This window comes from uncultured Paenibacillus sp. (assembly GCF_963515335.1).
Classification (GTDB): Bacteria; Bacillota; Bacilli; order Paenibacillales; family Paenibacillaceae; genus Paenibacillus_I.
Window position 1 is genome coordinate 58,095 of the sequence record NZ_CAUPYC010000012.1, and the last position, 15,874, is coordinate 73,968.

At 55.4% G+C, this 15,874-nt stretch carries 12 protein-coding genes and 2 pseudogenes; all 14 read right to left on the bottom strand.

Translation table 11 applies throughout. The features are described 5' to 3' along the window. Positions 1-307: 307 nt before the first annotated feature. Positions 308-2,032, bottom strand: coding sequence for an assimilatory sulfite reductase (NADPH) hemoprotein subunit (gene cysI / locus RWM61_RS06570; protein WP_313998719.1), 1,725 nt, complete (start codon positions 2,030-2,032; stop codon positions 308-310). A gap of 37 nt (positions 2,033-2,069) precedes the next feature. Next, positions 2,070-3,893 (bottom strand): assimilatory sulfite reductase (NADPH) flavoprotein subunit, encoded by a 1,824-nt coding sequence (locus tag RWM61_RS06575; RefSeq protein WP_313998721.1) that lies wholly within the window; start codon positions 3,891-3,893, stop codon positions 2,070-2,072. Between the two features lie 307 nt (positions 3,894-4,200). Continuing rightward, the gene (locus RWM61_RS06580) at positions 4,201-5,409 is read right to left on the bottom strand and encodes a response regulator (protein WP_313998724.1); all 1,209 of its coding nucleotides are present in this window, start codon (positions 5,407-5,409) and stop codon (positions 4,201-4,203) included. Beyond that, positions 5,372-7,270: a sensor histidine kinase gene (locus RWM61_RS06585; protein ID WP_313998726.1), complete on the bottom strand. Its 1,899-nt coding sequence runs from the start codon at positions 7,268-7,270 to the stop codon at positions 5,372-5,374. The genes RWM61_RS06580 and RWM61_RS06585 overlap by 38 nt, the downstream gene beginning before the upstream one ends. A 38-nt stretch (positions 7,271-7,308) precedes the next feature. Then, positions 7,309-8,319, bottom strand: a complete 1,011-nt coding sequence (locus RWM61_RS06590) for a substrate-binding domain-containing protein (protein ID WP_313998728.1) — start codon at positions 8,317-8,319, stop codon at positions 7,309-7,311. Positions 8,320-8,541: 222 nt separating this feature from the next. Continuing rightward, positions 8,542-9,705, bottom strand: coding sequence for a multiple monosaccharide ABC transporter permease (mmsB, locus tag RWM61_RS06595; protein WP_313998730.1), 1,164 nt, complete (start codon positions 9,703-9,705; stop codon positions 8,542-8,544). Positions 9,706-9,711: 6 nt separating this feature from the next. Next, the gene (mmsA, locus tag RWM61_RS06600; protein WP_313998732.1) at positions 9,712-11,241 is read right to left on the bottom strand and encodes a multiple monosaccharide ABC transporter ATP-binding protein; all 1,530 of its coding nucleotides are present in this window, start codon (positions 11,239-11,241) and stop codon (positions 9,712-9,714) included. Positions 11,242-11,332: 91 nt separating this feature from the next. Next, complete coding sequence (gene chvE, locus RWM61_RS06605) at positions 11,333-12,457, bottom strand: multiple monosaccharide ABC transporter substrate-binding protein (protein WP_313998734.1); 1,125 nt, start codon at positions 12,455-12,457, stop codon at positions 11,333-11,335. Between the two features lie 244 nt (positions 12,458-12,701). Next, positions 12,702-12,974, bottom strand: a complete 273-nt coding sequence (locus RWM61_RS20235) for a nucleotidyltransferase substrate binding protein (protein WP_399538055.1) — start codon at positions 12,972-12,974, stop codon at positions 12,702-12,704. Continuing rightward, the gene (ribB, locus tag RWM61_RS06610; protein WP_313998737.1) at positions 12,937-13,554 is read right to left on the bottom strand and encodes a 3,4-dihydroxy-2-butanone-4-phosphate synthase; all 618 of its coding nucleotides are present in this window, start codon (positions 13,552-13,554) and stop codon (positions 12,937-12,939) included. The genes RWM61_RS20235 and ribB overlap by 38 nt, the downstream gene beginning before the upstream one ends. Positions 13,555-13,683: 129 nt before the next feature. Then, positions 13,684-14,331: a fructose-6-phosphate aldolase gene (gene fsa, locus RWM61_RS06615; RefSeq protein ID WP_313998740.1), complete on the bottom strand. Its 648-nt coding sequence runs from the start codon at positions 14,329-14,331 to the stop codon at positions 13,684-13,686. A 50-nt stretch (positions 14,332-14,381) separates the two neighbouring features. Further along, positions 14,382-15,044: a dihydroxyacetone kinase subunit DhaL gene (dhaL, locus tag RWM61_RS06620; RefSeq protein WP_313998742.1), complete on the bottom strand. Its 663-nt coding sequence runs from the start codon at positions 15,042-15,044 to the stop codon at positions 14,382-14,384. 20 nt (positions 15,045-15,064) lie between these two features. Then, a pseudogene (locus RWM61_RS06625) lies at positions 15,065-15,325 on the bottom strand (dihydroxyacetone kinase subunit DhaK); the annotation flags it as partial. A 266-nt stretch (positions 15,326-15,591) separates the two neighbouring features. Then, positions 15,592-15,712, bottom strand: a pseudogene (locus RWM61_RS06630) (SDR family oxidoreductase); the annotation flags it as partial. Positions 15,713-15,874 lie beyond the last annotated feature (162 nt).

Below are 15,874 nucleotides of genomic sequence, written 5' to 3' on the forward strand. Positions count from 1 at the left end.
ACGAACACGGCAAAGGCTTCGCCGTAGTTGCCGAAGAGGTGCGCAACGGGAACAACCACTGGCTTCCATGGAGGAAATCGAGAAAAAATAAAAACCTAGGGAGGGCTATTGTTATCAAGCTCTCCCTAGGCTGCAGTTCCAGCTCATCTCTGGTTTATCAAAGCCCTTCCCTCAAATCCTAATATCCGTCACACAAGTACTGGCTTAAGAAACGAATCTTTTTCCCCTGGCTAGTATACTATGTTTCCGCCTAGAAGCACGGTCCGCCGATCGCTTCCCAATCCGGATGGGCCCCGTTGTCGGTGTATTACGGATGAAAATCTTGACCCGAGCGAACTTCTTTGACATAGCCGGCCCGAATGACAAAATCGCCGAAATGCTCGCCTTCCCGCCGTTCTTTCGAGTATTGGGCAAAAATCGGTTTCAGCGAGTCGAGAATCTCCGCTTCGCCGATATTTTCCTTGTACATCTTGTTCAGACGGTTTCCGGCAAAGCCGCCTCCCAAATACAAGTTGTACTTGCCGGGCGCCTTGCCGACGAACGCGATCTCCGCCAGGAACGGCCGCGCGCAGCCGTTCGGACAGCCGGTCATGCGAATGACGATCTCCTCGTCGCGCAGGCCATACTCTTCCAGCATCGGCTCGATCTTCTCCATCAGCGTCGGAAGATAGCGCTCCGATTCGGCCATCGCGAGCCCGCAGGTCGGAAGAGCCACGCAAGCCATGGAATTCCTGCGCAATGCGGAATAATGAATTCCGTCGGTGAGCTGGTATTTCTTGATCAAATCATCGATCTTTTTCTTCTTGTGGCTGCTCACGCCGCCGATGATCAAGTTCTGGTTCGGCGTGAGCCGGAAATCTCCGGCATGCACCTCGGCAATTTCCCGCAAGCCTGTCATCAGAAGGTGGTCATTCTGGTCTTGGACCCGGCCGTTCTGGATAAACAGGGTGAAATGCCACTTGCCGTCGCTTCCTTTCACCCAACCGTAGCGGTCTCCATTGTGGTCAAAATGGTAGGGGCGCGGAGCGTCGAGCTTCCACCCCAGACGATCGGTCAGTTCATCGATGAACCAGTCGATGCCGCGGTCGTCGAGCGTGTACTTGAAGCGCGCATGCTTCCGGACCGAGCGGTCGCCGTAATCGCGTTGGATCGTGACGGTCTTCTCCGCGACGTCGATCATTTGCTCCGGCTTGATGAATCCGATCACTTGGCTCACTTGAGGATAGGTCTTCGGATCGCCGTGCGACATTCCCATGCCGCCGCCTGCCGTGACGTTGAAGCCTTGCAGGCATCCGTCTTCGACGACAGCGATAAAGCCCAGATCCTGTGAGAATACGTCCACATCGTTGGAAGGAGGTACGGCGATGCCGATCTTGAACTTGCGCGGCAAATAGACAGGTCCGTAGATCGGCTCTTGTTCTACCGCAATGTCAAGGGAGTCGATCACTTTCTCGCCGTCAAGCCAGATTTCGTGGTAGGCTCTGGTCCGCGGATCGAGGTGATTGCTGACCTTGCGGGCCCACTCGTACACCTCGCCGTGCACCTCCGACTGGTACGGGTTCGGATTGCACATGACGTTGCGGTTCACGTCGCCGCAAGCGGCCAGCGTGCTTAGCAGCGCATCGTTCACTTCCCGGATCGTTTGCTTCATGTTCCACTTCAGTACACCATGCAGCTGGAACGATTGACGGGTCGTGAGACGAATCGTTCCGTTGGCGTATTGCTGCGCGATACGGTCCATCGTCAGCCACTGCGCGGGCGTGACGACCCCGCCGGCCGCGCGCACGCGCAGCATGAATTGATAAGCCGGCTCCAGCTTCTGCTTCTGACGCTCGTTGCGCAGATCCCGATCGTCCTGCATGTAGCTTCCGTGGAATTTCATTAAACGGTTATCATCTTCGGGAATGGACCCGGTGATTCTGTCTTCAAGCGTTTCCGCAAGGCTCCCCCGCAGATAATTGCTTCGGCGTTTGATAGCCTCTACATCGCTGTGCGGCGCACTGTGCGGTGAAAGCAAATTATTTTCTGACATGTTGGCCTTTCTCCTCTCGCGATCTTTGGGACCCAACTTAATAAACATCCCGCTGATAACGTTTATGCTGCTGCATGCTGCTCAAATATTCCGCAGCTTCCTCCGGGCTTAAGCCGCCTTCTTGTTCAAGGATCGTTGCCAGGGCCGCATGGACGTCATGCGCCATCTTCTTCTCGTCGCCGCAGACGTACACGCACGCGCCATCCTGCAGCCACCGGTAAAGCTCGCGGCTCTTCTCGAGCATACGGTGCTGCACATATACTTTCCTGTCGGTATCGCGGGAGAAGGCGACATCCATGCGGGTCAGCACACCGTCTTTCAGCCATCGCTGCCATTCAATCTGATAAAGGAAGTCCGTGGAGAAGTGCTGGTCGCCGTAGAACAGCCACGTTCGCCCTTCGGCTCCGGTCTCCTCCCTCTCGGCCAGGAACGATCTGAACGGAGCGACGCCCGTACCCGGGCCGATCATGACGATAGGGGTATCGGGGTTCTCGGGAAGCTTGAAATTCGGATTATGCTGAATGTAAACCGGCAGTGTGTCGCCAGGCTGTACCCGCTCGGCAAGATGAACGGAGCAGACGCCGTAACGATTTCGTCCATGGGCTTGATAACGCACCGCGCGAACCGTGACGTGCACTTCATCCGGGGAAGCTTTCGGGCTGCTGGCAATCGAGTACAGGCGGGCGGGCATTTTCCGAAGGATCGGTAAGAAATCACCCGCCGGCACACCCTTAAGGGAGTAATCCTGCACGAAATCCAACAGATCCCGCCCGTTGATATATGCCTTGAGCTCCGTTTCGCGGCCTGCCGCCACAAGCTGCTGCAGCCCGTCGTTGGAAGCAATCACGGCCGCCTGCTCCAGCAGCGGCTTCGTCAATACGGTGAGCTCATAGTGGCGAAGCAGCGCCTCCCGCAACGGTCGTTCTTCACCGTTCTTGTTAACCGCAACGGGCTCCTCCGCAGTCCAGCCCATCGCTTCGATCAATTCGTCTACCAGGCGAGGATGATTCTCCGGATAGACCCCCAAACTGTCGCCCGGCTCATATTGCAGGTTCGATCCGGCCAGAGATATTTCGATGTGGCGGGTTTCCCGTTCCGAGCCGCGGCCGTTCAGATTCAGATTTTCAAGAACCTCGGCCCGGAACGGGTTCGTTCTCGAGAATTCCGATTCCGTGCCGCCCGCGGCCGCCGCGACGGCTCCGCTTGCTGCGGCCGGAGCTGCCGACGCCTCACTCAGGGCACCGAGTACATTGTTCATCCACTCGGCGGCAGGCTCGTCGAAATCGACGTCGCAGTCCACACGCTTGGCAAGCCGCTTGCCGCCCAACTCTTCCAGGCGCTTGTCGAAATCTTTGCCCGTCTGGCAGAAGAATTCGTAGGACGTATCTCCCAGCGCAAGCACGGAAAACCGCAGCTCCCCCAATTGCGGCGCTCTCTTGCTATAAAGGAACTCATAGAAAGAAACCGCATTGTCCGGCGGCTCTCCTTCCCCGTGAGTGCTCACGATCATCAGCAGGTTTTGGACCTTCTTCAAGCTGTTCGGCTTGAAGTCGCTCATTGCGGAGAGCGTTACTTGGAAGCCTTGCTCCTCCAGCTTCTTGGAAAGCTTCTTCGCCAGACTATGGGAGTTCCCCGTCTGAGATCCGAAGAGCACGGTTACATCTTTGGAGACTGCGGCGGCGTTCGCCGCAACGACCGCCAGGGGCGCAGCACCGGATGTTGCCGACGCTCCCGTTCCTTGCAGAGCGGCAAGATACCCGCTCAGCCAGCTCCGCTGCGCATCCGTCAGCGCAGGCAGCAGGCGGTTGAGCAGTTCGACCTGCTCCTGATTAAATGGACTGTTCGTTACTTGAAGTTCCAACAATATCCACCTCGCGCAGCATGCATTAATTTTAATTCCCAGTATTCGCATTTCTTTTATTCTTCACTCTCTTGACCCTATCACAGCAGGCGAAGCCGGTCAATTAGAATGATCTTATAAGATTCATCAATGATATTGATAAAGTCCTTAACCGGCTAAAAGAAGCTTGTATGCACGGCAACGTTGCCGCCCAGGTTTCCCCAATATTGTTCCATCGGTGTCCCCGGTTCGTACGGCACGAATGAACGCGTCGTCCTGCTCTTTGTAGACGTTCACCCGGCTCTTGTACGTTTGTTGCATACATGAATTATTGTCCCGCGGAGCTTTTACGGTATTGCATCGGCGGCAAGCCGACGACCTTCTTGAACGACGTGCTGAAATAGTGCTGCGATTCGTAGCCGACGCGCTCCGCGATCTCATTCATTGACAGCTCCGTCTCGCCCAACAGGCGGATCGCGGCTTTGATTCTCGTGTGAGTCAGCAGGCTGACGAACGAAGCGCCCGATTCCTGTTTGAATATACGGCTTAAATAAACGGCGGACACGTTGAGCTCATTCGCCACTCCTTCGAGCGTAAGCTCCGGATCGCCGAACCGCGCCTCGATGATTTCCTTCGCCCTCCGCACAAACGGCGACAGCCTCGAATCCTTGCTCACGGCGGACTTCGCTTCGGCGTAAAGCCCCGGTACGGCTGCCAAACCGCCGGGATTAGGCAGGAAGCTCGCCGCAACGGCAATCTTCAAGTAACTGTCGATGGACGATTCAATCCGTTCATACACTCGCTTGTCGGGCGACCCCCATATCAACAGCACGATCATGCCCACCTGGTCGCGAAAATGAACAAGGTCATAGCCCTGCAGGCATTCCTCCACGATGTTCTCGATCGCAAACAAAAGCAGCTGCCTGTCTTTTTCCGAAAAGAACGCTTTGCCCTTCGACTGCTCCGGCCATCGAATCACACCCACCACATCGGGCGCTTGTTCAGGCATGCGCAGGAAGGCAAGCTGTTCTTCAATCTCTTCTCCGGTAAGTTCCCCTTCCATCCATTCCAGACAAAACCGTTCGCGCAGCAGGGCGAAGTTTTTTTCAATCTGCTTGGCGGCCATTTGAAGCAGCTCTTCCTTGGCGGCCGTCGCTTCGATCTTTTTCACGACACGCTCCAACACTTCCGTCAGCTGGGCGGGGTTGACCGGCTTCAGTATATAATCGTCCACCTCAAGCTTGATCGCTTCCTGCGCGTAGTTGAACTCATCGTGCCCTGTGATAATGATGATTTTGCAGAGCGGCAGCCGCTCGCGCAGGTGTCCGATCAAGGTTAATCCGTTCATGATCGGCATGCTCAAATCAACCAATAGAATATCAACCTGCTCATCCAAAGCCTTCTCCAAAGCTTCCTCGCCGTCTTCCGCCTCGCCCGCCACGCTCAGGCCAAGCCGATCCCAATCGACCGAGCCGAGGATGCCTTCGCGAATGATGGCTTCATCGTCCGCGATCAGTACTTTCCATGTCCGGTTCATGTCCGCTCCGCCCCTTTCCGAGGATGACGGGAAGGCTGACCGTCACCGTCGTCCCTAACGTCTGCTTGCTCTCGATCGTCAGACCATATTGTTCTCCAAAGCTGAGCCGAATGCGTTCCTGCACATTGCGCAAGCCATAGCTCCCCGTCACCGTATCGGCCCTTCGAGGCAGGTCGCCGCCCGTATCGGGCAACGGCGCTTCTCCCTTTGACGCTCCGGTTCCATCCTTCTGCGCCCCGGCTGCTTCCAGCGTCGCCCGCAGCCACGACAGCCTCTCCTCCGTCATTCCCGCTCCGTTGTCTTCAATCGTGAAAGTCAGGATGCCGCTGCTTGCCGCCGCGCGGATCGCGATCCTGCCGGGCCCTCTCCGTTCTTTGATGCCGTGATAGATGGCATTCTCCACGAGCGGCTGAAGCACGAGCTTGAGAACAATCATATCATCCAGCCCCGGCTCGATCTCGATCGAGTAGTTCAATTTATCCCGATACCGGGTTTGCTGGATTTTTAAATAGCTGCGGATATGATCGAGCTCGTCCGATAAAGGAATCATCTCCTGCCCCTTGCTCAGTCCGATCCGGAACAGCCTGGAGAGGGCTTCCACCATTTCCGCCGCTCCATTCGCGCCGTCTTTGCGGGCCAGCCACTGTATCGTATCGAGCGTGTTGTACAGAAAATGCGGCTGAATATGCGCCTGCAGGCTCCGCAGCTCCGCCTCCCGCTTCAGCCGCTGCTCCTCTCCGACCTGCGAGAGAAGCCGTGTAATTTGCGCCAGCATCTTGTTGAAGCTCCGGCCCAGCATCCCGACCTCGTCCCGCCGCTCGCCGGCGACGCGGATGTTCAGGTTCCCTTCCTCAACCTTGCGCATGGAGGAAGCCAGCTGCGTGATCGGACGCGAGATCGAATGGGACAAGTAATAGGACGCCGCAATGCCAAGCAGGCACACGATAAACACAAAGGTAACGAGATACAGGTTAATTTCCTTGATTTCCTGCACCGTGTCCTCCATGGCGAACACCCCGACGGTCGTCCAATTCGTAAAAGGCGATTTCTGGTAGATGAACTGCACGCGCCGGCCGTCGATCTCTTGGGAAAAGGTGCCCGAAGTCTGATCTGCGAGCTGCACCTGATCAATTCGGCCGACCAAAGAATTGCGCGGCGCATAGATGCTGCCGCCCTTGTCGTCGACCACCATCAGATAGCCGGATTTGCCGAGCCTGACGTCGCGCACCGTTTCCGAGATGACGCGAAGCTTCAGGTCGATCAGCACGACGCCCTCGGTTTGCTGCGTATCCGGATCCAGAATCGCCCTGACCACCGACACGACTTCGCTGTCCTTATAGTTGGCATGCGTGGTGACGTTCCGCTGCGACGGATGGCCGATCAGCTTAAAGATCCCCTTCGCTTTCACCGCTTCCCGGTACCAATCCTCCTCCGTCAAATTGCGGTCGCTGCGGGCATACATATCGTTGCTGAAATATTCGCCGTCGGCGTTCACCACCATGATGCCCGCAATCTCGGAGTAAAGCGTCGTGAACCCTTGCAGAAATTTGGCAGTCCGGTACCGGTCCCGCTCCTCGGCAAGCGCGGCCGACCCCTCCTTGAGAAAGCGCCCGATTTCGGGATTCATGGCAATGAAGTAAGAGATATTCTGAATGTTTCCCGCATAAGAATCCAACGATTTGTTCACATTGCCGATCAGCTGGGCCGTATGGGCGTTCACCTGGTTCCCGATCGTTTCGTTCGTCGCCCAGCCGATCAGAACCCCGATGCCCAGAGCCGGAAGGATGCTGATAAGCAGGAAATGGAAAATGAGCTTATAGCGAATCGACCAGTTGTTCAGCTGAAACCATTTGAGCAGCATACGCTTCCTCACCTTCCAATCGCCGCATATTCGCTTCGCTACTTCGCATAGTAGTTATCGACATTGGACCTGGTCACGACCGTGATGCCCGTGTCCACGTAAGTGGGAAGCGGCGGTACGTTCGATTCCCGCCAATTCGGCATCGGCTCGACGAGCTCGTTGCGTAGAAGGAAAAGATGCATGAGCGACCAATAGCCCATATTCCAGGTGCCTTGGGCCAGCGTTGCCGAAATGGTTCCGCTCTTGACCATGTCAAGCGTACGTTTATCGGTGTCGAAGCTGATAATGCGCACCTGATCCAGCTTGCCGGCATCGAGGACGGCGTTGCCGACGCCGACGCCGCCATTGGCCTCCGTTACGAAAATACCCCTTAAATCCGGATACTTCTCTAACATGCCGGCGGCCTTTTGCTCGGATACCAGTTGGTCGCCTTTGCCGTCTTCCACGCTGACGAGCTGCAGGTTCGGATATTCGCTGCGAAGCGTGTCCTGAAAACCTTTGGTCCGTTCCTGGTGGTTCAATTGGTTGGGCTGCGTAATGACGCCGAGCTTGCCCCGGGTGCCCGTAAACTCGGCCATTTTGCGCGCGGCCGTGACGCCGGCGTTATAGTTGTCCGTACCCAGAAAGGAGTAGGCCTTGCTGTCCGGCGCGTCCGAATCGAACATCACGACCGGTATGCCGGCTTCCACCGCTTTGTTGATGGCCGCGTTCAACGCCTCGGGATTGATCGCAGAAACGGCGATACCCGCCGGTTTGCGGGCGATGACCTGCTCCAGCACCGTCACCTCTTCGTTAACATCATACTGCGTCGCCCCCCGGTATTCGACCGAAACGCCGAGCGCCTCCGCGGCGTCCTCAAAGCCCTTCAGGCCGTTTTTCCAATAATCGATGCCGGTGAGGAAATTCACCATCACATATTTCTGATCCATCTCGCCGCGCAGGCCGGCATCCCGGCCGATCGGCCCCTCGTCTTCGCGGATGTAAGCCGTGTACAAGTAGACCAGGAAGGTGCCGATAAGGACGAGATAAAGCAGCAAAAGCTTTTTCACGGGAACCGCCCCCTCTTCTATCTCCAGCGCCGATGCACGCCTTATTATACCACCGAATCCGAATGAAAGCGGATTCTGACTGCGCGGCGCAAAGTTGCACGCCGTTTCCAGCACGCGTTGCGGCGCTGCATGACGGCGGTCGAACCACACCCGCAACACGGCAGGAAGCGCGTCGCCGAACACCGTTGTGTCCGTCGCCGCGCTCTGAATAGACCACCGAATTTAGGCGGATTTATTTTTGTTGTAAAGGTCGAAAGCCACCGCAAGCAGGAGCACTAACCCTTTGATGCCCTGCTGGTAATCGATGCCCAGGCCGATCAGGGACATCCCGTTGTTCATGACGCCCATGACCAGGCCGCCGACAATGGCGCCGATCACGGTGCCGACGCCGCCGGTGGCGGAAGCGCCGCCGATAAAGACGGCCGCGATGGCGTCAAGCTCGAAGTTCACCCCCGCTTTAGGCGTGGCGGCATTGAGGCGGGCGGCGAAAACAAGACCGGCGAGCGCGGCGAGCACGCCCATGTTGACGAACACCCAGAACGTCATTTTCTTTGTTTTGACGCCGGACAGCTTGGCCGCTTTCTCGTTGCCGCCGAGCGCATAAATATGGCGGCCCATGACCGTTTTGCGCATCACGAACGTATAGGCGGCGACAAGGATAAAGAGCATAATCAGAATATTGGGCAAGCCTTTGTAGGAAGCCAGCACATACGTAAAAAGGTTGATCACGACGACCAGCGCCGCCAATTTGGCGATGAAGAAAGGCACCGGCATCGTCTCGAAATTGTAACGGTTCTGGATCAGGCGTCCCCGCCATTCCATGAAGAGATAGAGGACGGACAGCACGACGCCGATCAGGATGGTTACGAAATGAAGGTCCCACTGCCCCGGAATGTCCGGAATAAAACCGGTGCTGATCGCACGGAAGCCGTTCGGAAACGGCGCGACGGATTTGCCGTCAAGGACGAGCATCGTCAGGCCTCTGAACAGCAGCATCCCGGCCAGCGTTACGATGAACGACGGAATTCGAACATAGGCGACCCAGAACCCCTGCCAGGCGCCGACCGCGGCCCCGATGAGCAGCGACAGCAGCATGGCCGCGGGGAACGGCATGTCATAGTTGACCATCATGATGGCCGAAACGGCGCCGACGAACGCCGCGACGGAGCCTACGGAAAGATCGATATGACCTGTAATGATGACAAGGAGCATGCCGATCGCAAGGATAAGAATGTAGCTGTTCTGCAGAATCAGGTTGGTAATGTTGAGCGGCTTAAGCAAATTGCCGTCCGATAGAAACTGGAAGAGCAGCATAATCAGGACTAAGGCAATGAACATGCCGTACTGCCGGATATTGCTGCGAAAAAGTTTGATTGCGGTATCCATATTGTCTTACCCCCTGCTTTTCGTCATATATTTCATCAATACTTCCTGATTGGCCTCGGCCCTCGGGACCTCGCCGGTAAAGCGGCCCTCATTCATCACATAGATGCGGTCGCACATGCCGAGCAGCTCCGGAAGCTCGGAGGAGATCATCAGGATCCCTTTGCCTTGGGCGGCCAACTGGTTGATGATCGTGTAAATTTCGTATTTGGCCCCGACGTCGATGCCGCGGGTAGGCTCATCCAGAATCAGCAGATCGGGTCCGGTGAAAATCCATTTGCTGAGCACGACCTTCTGCTGATTGCCTCCGCTCAAATTGCCGGTCTTCTGATGAATGCTCGGCGTCTTGATATTCAGCTTCGTCCGGAAGCCTTCCGCTTCCACCACTTCCCGGTTGTCATCGACGACGAACCATTTCGAGATTTTGCCGAGGCTTGCCAGGGTTGTGTTCCGCTTGATGTCATCCATCAGAATCAGGCCGTATTCCTTGCGGTCTTCCGTGACGTACGCGATGCCTTCGTCGATCGCTTTGCTGATCTCGTTCAGCCTGATTTCGCGGCCGTCCTTAAACAGTTGGCCGCTGATTTTTTTGCCGTAGGATTGTCCGAAGATGCTCATCGCAAGCTCCGTCCGGCCCGCCCCCATAAGGCCCGCAATGCCGACGACCTCGCCGCGCTTAACGTTAAAGCTGACGTCGCTTACGACCTTGCGATCCGCTTGCGATGGGTGGTACACATTCCAATTCTTCGCCTCGAACAGGACATCGCCGATAACGGGCTCCCTGTCCGGATAGCGGTGCGTCAGGTCGCGCCCGACCATCCCTTTGATAATCCGGTCTTCGGTAATGTTGTCCTGCTTCACATTCAACGTCTCGATCGTCTTGCCGTCCCGGATGATCGTGATGGAATCCGCCACCTTCATGATCTCGTTGAGCTTGTGCGAAATGATGATCGAGGTAATGCCCTGCCGCTTGAACGCAAGCATCAGATTCAGCAGGTTTTCGCTGTCCTCTTCGTTGAGCGCGGCGGTAGGCTCATCGAGAATCAGCAGCTTTACCTTCTTGGATAGCGCTTTCGCAATCTCCACCAGCTGCTGCTTGCCGACGCCGATCGAACCGGCCAGCGTGTTCGGCGACTCGGACAAGCCGACCGTATCCAGCAGCTCGCGCGTCCGCACGACCGTGTCATTCCAATTGATGATGCCGCTCTTCGCCTGTTCGTTGCCGAGAAAAATGTTCTCCGCGATCGACAGCTGGGGAATAAGCGCCAGCTCCTGATGGATAATAACGATACCGAGGTTCTCGCTGTGTCTTATATTTTTAAATTCGCAGGTCCGGCCCTTGAACAAAATGTCGCCTTCATAGGATCCGTGGGGATAGACGCCGCTGAGCACCTTCATAAGCGTCGATTTGCCGGCCCCGTTCTCGCCCATCAGCGCGTGAATCTCGCCTTCCTTCACTTTCAGGTTCACATTCGCGAGCGCTTTTACGCCCGGAAACGTTTTGGTGATATTGCGCATTTCCAGTATGATATCGGTCAAAGTAATCACCACGCCCTCGATAATGTAATAAATGATTTAGTGACAGCCGGGAGGCCGTCACTAAATCATTTTTGGCTGCTGCCTGTCAACTTTATTTCAGTTCGTCTTCTGTGTAATAACCGGAGTCCACCACGACTTCCTTGTAGTTCTCTTTGTCGACCGATACCGGCTCCAGCAGGTAGGAAGGCACCACTTTCACGCCGTTGTCATACGTTTCGGTGTCGTTGACTTCCGCTTCCTTGCCTTGCAGCACGCTTTCCGCCATATTGACCGCTACTTTCGCCAACTCACGCGTATCCTTGAAGATCGTCGACGTCTGCTCGCCCGCAATGATCGATTTAATTGAAGCCAGCTCGGCGTCCTGGCCGGTGATGACCGGCATCGGCTTGTCGGCGGAGCCGTAGCCTACGCCCTTCAAGGAAGAGATAATCCCGATGCTGATACCGTCGTAAGGGGACAACACCGCATCCACGTTAGCGTCCGCATAGTTCGCGCTCAGCAGGTTATCCATCCGGGATTGCGCGGTCGCGCCGTCCCATCTCAAGGTGGCGACTTGCTCCATGCTCGTTTGCTTGCTTTTTACGACCAGCTTGCCGCTGTCGATGTATGGCTGCAGGACGGACATCGCGCCGTCGAAGAAAAAGTAAGCGTTGTTGTCGTCCGGAGAACCGGCAAACAACTCAATGTTGAACGGGCCTTTGCCGTCTTTCAGGCCGAGCTTGTCTTCAATGTAGGAAGCTTGCAGCACGCCTACCTTGAAGTTGTCGAACGTCGCGTAATAGCTTACGTTCTCGGTGTTCTTGATCAAGCGGTCGTACGCGATAACCTTGATGTTCTGGTCGGCCGCTTTCTGCAGCACATCCGTCAACGACTCGCCGTCGATCGACGCGACAACCAGCACTTTAACGCCTTTGGTGATCATATTCTCGATTTGGGCCACCTGATTCTCGATCACGTCTTCCGCATATTGCAGGTCGACCGTGTAGCCGAGCGCTTCGAATTCTTTCTTCATGTTGGCGCCGTCGCCCACCCAGCGCTCCGACGATTTGGTCGGCATCGAAATACCGACGCTTCCCTTGTCTCCGCCCGCGCTGCTTCCGCCGTTCGCGGCGGCGTTCGTTTCAACGGCGTTGCCGGTGTTGCCGTTATTGCTGCCGCAAGCGGCAAGCAGCAGGACCAAGGCCATGACGGCCATTACCGTTAGTGTTCTTTTCATTTTTTCTATCCCCTCTCGCCATGCAATATGAAGTGGTTACAGTCCTATGATAAGAGATCCGGCGGCAGGGGTCTTTGCTGTAAATCGACTCGTTTTTATAAAAATTCAACCTGGCGCGGGATTCCAGTCCGAAATTGCAACAAAAAGAAACCCACAGCCCGGTGTGAAGGGCCATGGGTTCGGTTTATCCTGTCGTATTTGCTCGCCTTATTGCATAAAACTTGCGCCCTTAACCTTGATTCAATTAAAAGCGCAGTCCTTCCAGCCAGTACTGTAGAATGTCCTGATATGTTCGAAGCCGGCTATAGATTTCAATAGCCAGCTTTTCATTATAGGTCTGTACGGTAAGATTCCGATCGTCCACCATTTCCAACGCGATTATGGCTTGTTCCTGTGTCAGAACCCCCACCTCACGGCAAGATCGAATGGCGCCCTTCGGAGAACCGACATCGAATAGGTCAACTGCAAGAATCCGGGCTTTAGCATTTGAATAATTTTCCTCCTCTAAAATGGTCAACCACTTGTTGAACGGTTATCCATTTCAAATTGTGGGTTTCCGCAAATTGATGAAGCTCGGGCCGCCGGGCCATCAGCCCGTTCGCATTCATCATCTCGCAGGTGACGGCCGCCGGATAAGCGCCGCACAGCTTGGCGAGATCGATCGCCGCTTCCGTATGCCCTTCACGCTCCAATACGCCGCCCGGCTTCGCGATCGTCGGAAAAATATGACCCGGCCGCCGTAAATCCCACGGCTTGGTGTCGGCGCTTGCCAATGCGCGAATCGTATCTGAACGTTCATACGCCGAACCTCCCGTCGTATTCGTATCGTGATCGACCGACACCGTGAATGCCGTTCCAAGCGGATCGCTGTTCTTTGCCACCATAACGTCGAGGTGCAGCTCGTTCGCCCGCTCCGCGGTTATGGGACAACAGATGAATCCCCTTGCATGCGTAATCATGAAATTGACGAGGGAAGGGGTCGCTTTCTCCGCCAAAGCAACCAGATCCCCTTCGTTTTCTCTGTTCAAACCGTCCGCCACGATGATCGGTTTGCCTTGCACGAGATCTTTCAAAACATCTTCGATTCGGTGGAACATGCGATCCCCTCCGTCCGGCTTACCATTATGACTGCAGCAGGCGTTCTAAGGTATAAACGACCCGGTCTGCCGAAAATTTAATGATCAACAATAGGCGCGTTGTATTTCATATGCGGACTCCTTCGGAAATTAAAGTTTCGGCACGCTCTCCCAGTCCTTCAAAAACTTCTCGATTCCGATATCCGTCAAGGGGTGCTTCCACATGGAAGGCAGCGCGGATCCCGGAATCGTGGCGATATCCGCTCCCGCCAGCGCCGCTTCCGCCAAGTGCGACAAGGTCCTTACGCTTGCCGTAATAATCTCGGTCTTATAGGAATAGTTGATGAGGATCGTTTTGAGGTCGCGCACCAATTGAAGGCCGTCCGCCCCAATGTCGTCCAGCCTGCCGACGAACGGACTGATATAAGCGGCGCCTGCTTTGGCGGCCATCAAACCTTGGGCAGCGGAAAACACGAGCGTCACATTCGTTTTGATCCCTTCCTGCGACAGCCGGTTGCATGCTTCAAGGCCGTTCTCCGTCATCGGCAGCTTGATGACGACATTGTCCGCCCATTCCGCAATCGCATGCGCTTCCTCCAGCATCTCGCCAACCGACAAGCCGACGACCTCCGCGCTGACCGGTCCTTTGACCATGCCGCAAATTTCCTGGATCACTTCTTTAAACCCTCTGCCTTCCTTGGCGATGATCGACGGATTGGTCGTAATGCCGTCCACAAGACCCAACCGGTTGATCCGTTCAATCTCCTTCACATTGGCTGTATCCAGAAAAAATTTCATACTTCCGCCCCTCTCCCAAACTGATTTAAGATACCTCCCCGGAACACCGCTTACCCGACGACTTTTTTCACCTGATGCATCAATCTGACCGATTCCGAGAAGCTCGATAGGATAAAATAGGCGGAAGTCGCGCCCGGATCCTGGTGTCCGAGCGAAAGATCGCCGAGCCGGCTCGATCTGCCTTTCTGAGACAGCATATTTGCGGTCTCCTTCATGCCGGCTTCTGCAGCCTTGACCGCATCGTCCAGGCAATCGACCAGACTTTTGCCCGCATTTCTGGCGAGCTGGAGCGCCGTTACGGCCGGGAGCCATGCATCGACCATCGTTTTGTCTCCCGGCTGCGCCTTGCCTCTATCCTGAATGCCATTAACGGCGGCAACCCAGAATTCGATAACGTCCTTCTCTTCCAGCTCCGTCTTTCCTTGCAGCGCGGCGCTTCCCCTCAGGAATGCCGTCGCATACAGCGGCCCGACGGAGGAGCCTACGGCATTGAGAAAGGTCATACCCGCAACCTTGCACATTTCCGAACAAGTAACGGCTTCGTCCATTTGCTGTAGCTTCTCGCAAATCGCCTGCCAGCCGATCGACATGGTCACGCCATGGTCGCCGTCCCCGACGGCGCGATCCAGCTCGGAGAGGTAATCCTTCTCGGTCTCAATCCGCTGGGCAATATTCAGCAAAGCCTTCTTCAGATCGTTTGCAGTCAAAATCATTTCTCCATCCCCCTGTATGCTTACATTTGTACAAACATCGGGCAATCGGCGGGATGGTCGATCATCTCCGCCAATTCATCATCCACTTTCATCAATGAAATGGAGCAGCCGCCCATTTCCAAAGACGTCACATACTCGCCGACATAGGAGCGGTGAATGGCAATTCCCCGCTCGGCCAGCACCTGAGCCGTCCGCCTGAACATAATGTACAGCTCCAGGTAAGGGGTCGAGCCCAACCCGTTCACGAGCACGACGACCTTGTCGCCCTTATTCACCGGCATATTCTCGATCACAGCAAAATCGGCAAGAGCTCCATTTCATCCTTCGCGCTTCCGAACGAGATCGAGTCCGTCATCACGGACTCGAAGCTCTCCCGGGACCAAATTAATCAGATCAAGCAGGCCGGCATCAACGTCATTATTGCATAAATGCATATAATAATAAATTCACATTTATATGTAAAAAAACATAATAAAATCAAGAAGCCCCTTCAGGTCGTCGTTACCGCCGTGCGGCCTGAAGGGGTTAACTATGTTATTCATTCATGTCATATCGTCATCGCCCCGAACCCTCCATCCACACGGAGCAAAGTCCCCGTGACGAACGAAGATGCTTTTTCAGAAGCCCAAGTAAACAACCGCCCCCTTCAGTTCCTCCGGTTCACCGAAGGTACAATAACAACATTGTTATTTTTAAAAAGAGACTATCCCAAGCAGATCATTCCGCTCGGCGACAGCCTCGGTGTTGCGCGTACATATGGCAGAAACCCGGTTGTTCAGTCACAGTACCACCCGTTCAACGGGTGGCTTGATTTCGCCCCTATAAGGGGC

Bases quoted from the DNA above. Each gene is read 5' to 3' on its own strand.
- cysI (WP_313998719.1), bottom strand. From the start codon at position 2,032: ATGTCAGAAAATAATTTGCTTTCACCGCACAGTGCGCCGCACAGCGAT.
- RWM61_RS06580 (WP_313998724.1), bottom strand. From the start codon at position 5,409: ATGAACCGGACATGGAAAGTACTGATCGCGGACGATGAAGCCATCATT.
- RWM61_RS06585 (WP_313998726.1), bottom strand. From the start codon at position 7,270: ATGCTGCTCAAATGGTTTCAGCTGAACAACTGGTCGATTCGCTATAAG.
- mmsB (WP_313998730.1), bottom strand. From the start codon at position 9,705: ATGGATACCGCAATCAAACTTTTTCGCAGCAATATCCGGCAGTACGGC.
- chvE (WP_313998734.1), bottom strand. From the start codon at position 12,457: ATGAAAAGAACACTAACGGTAATGGCCGTCATGGCCTTGGTCCTGCTG.
- ribB (WP_313998737.1), bottom strand. From the start codon at position 13,554: ATGTTCCACCGAATCGAAGATGTTTTGAAAGATCTCGTGCAAGGCAAA.
- fsa (WP_313998740.1), bottom strand. From the start codon at position 14,331: ATGAAATTTTTTCTGGATACAGCCAATGTGAAGGAGATTGAACGGATC.
- dhaL (WP_313998742.1), bottom strand. From the start codon at position 15,044: ATGATTTTGACTGCAAACGATCTGAAGAAGGCTTTGCTGAATATTGCC.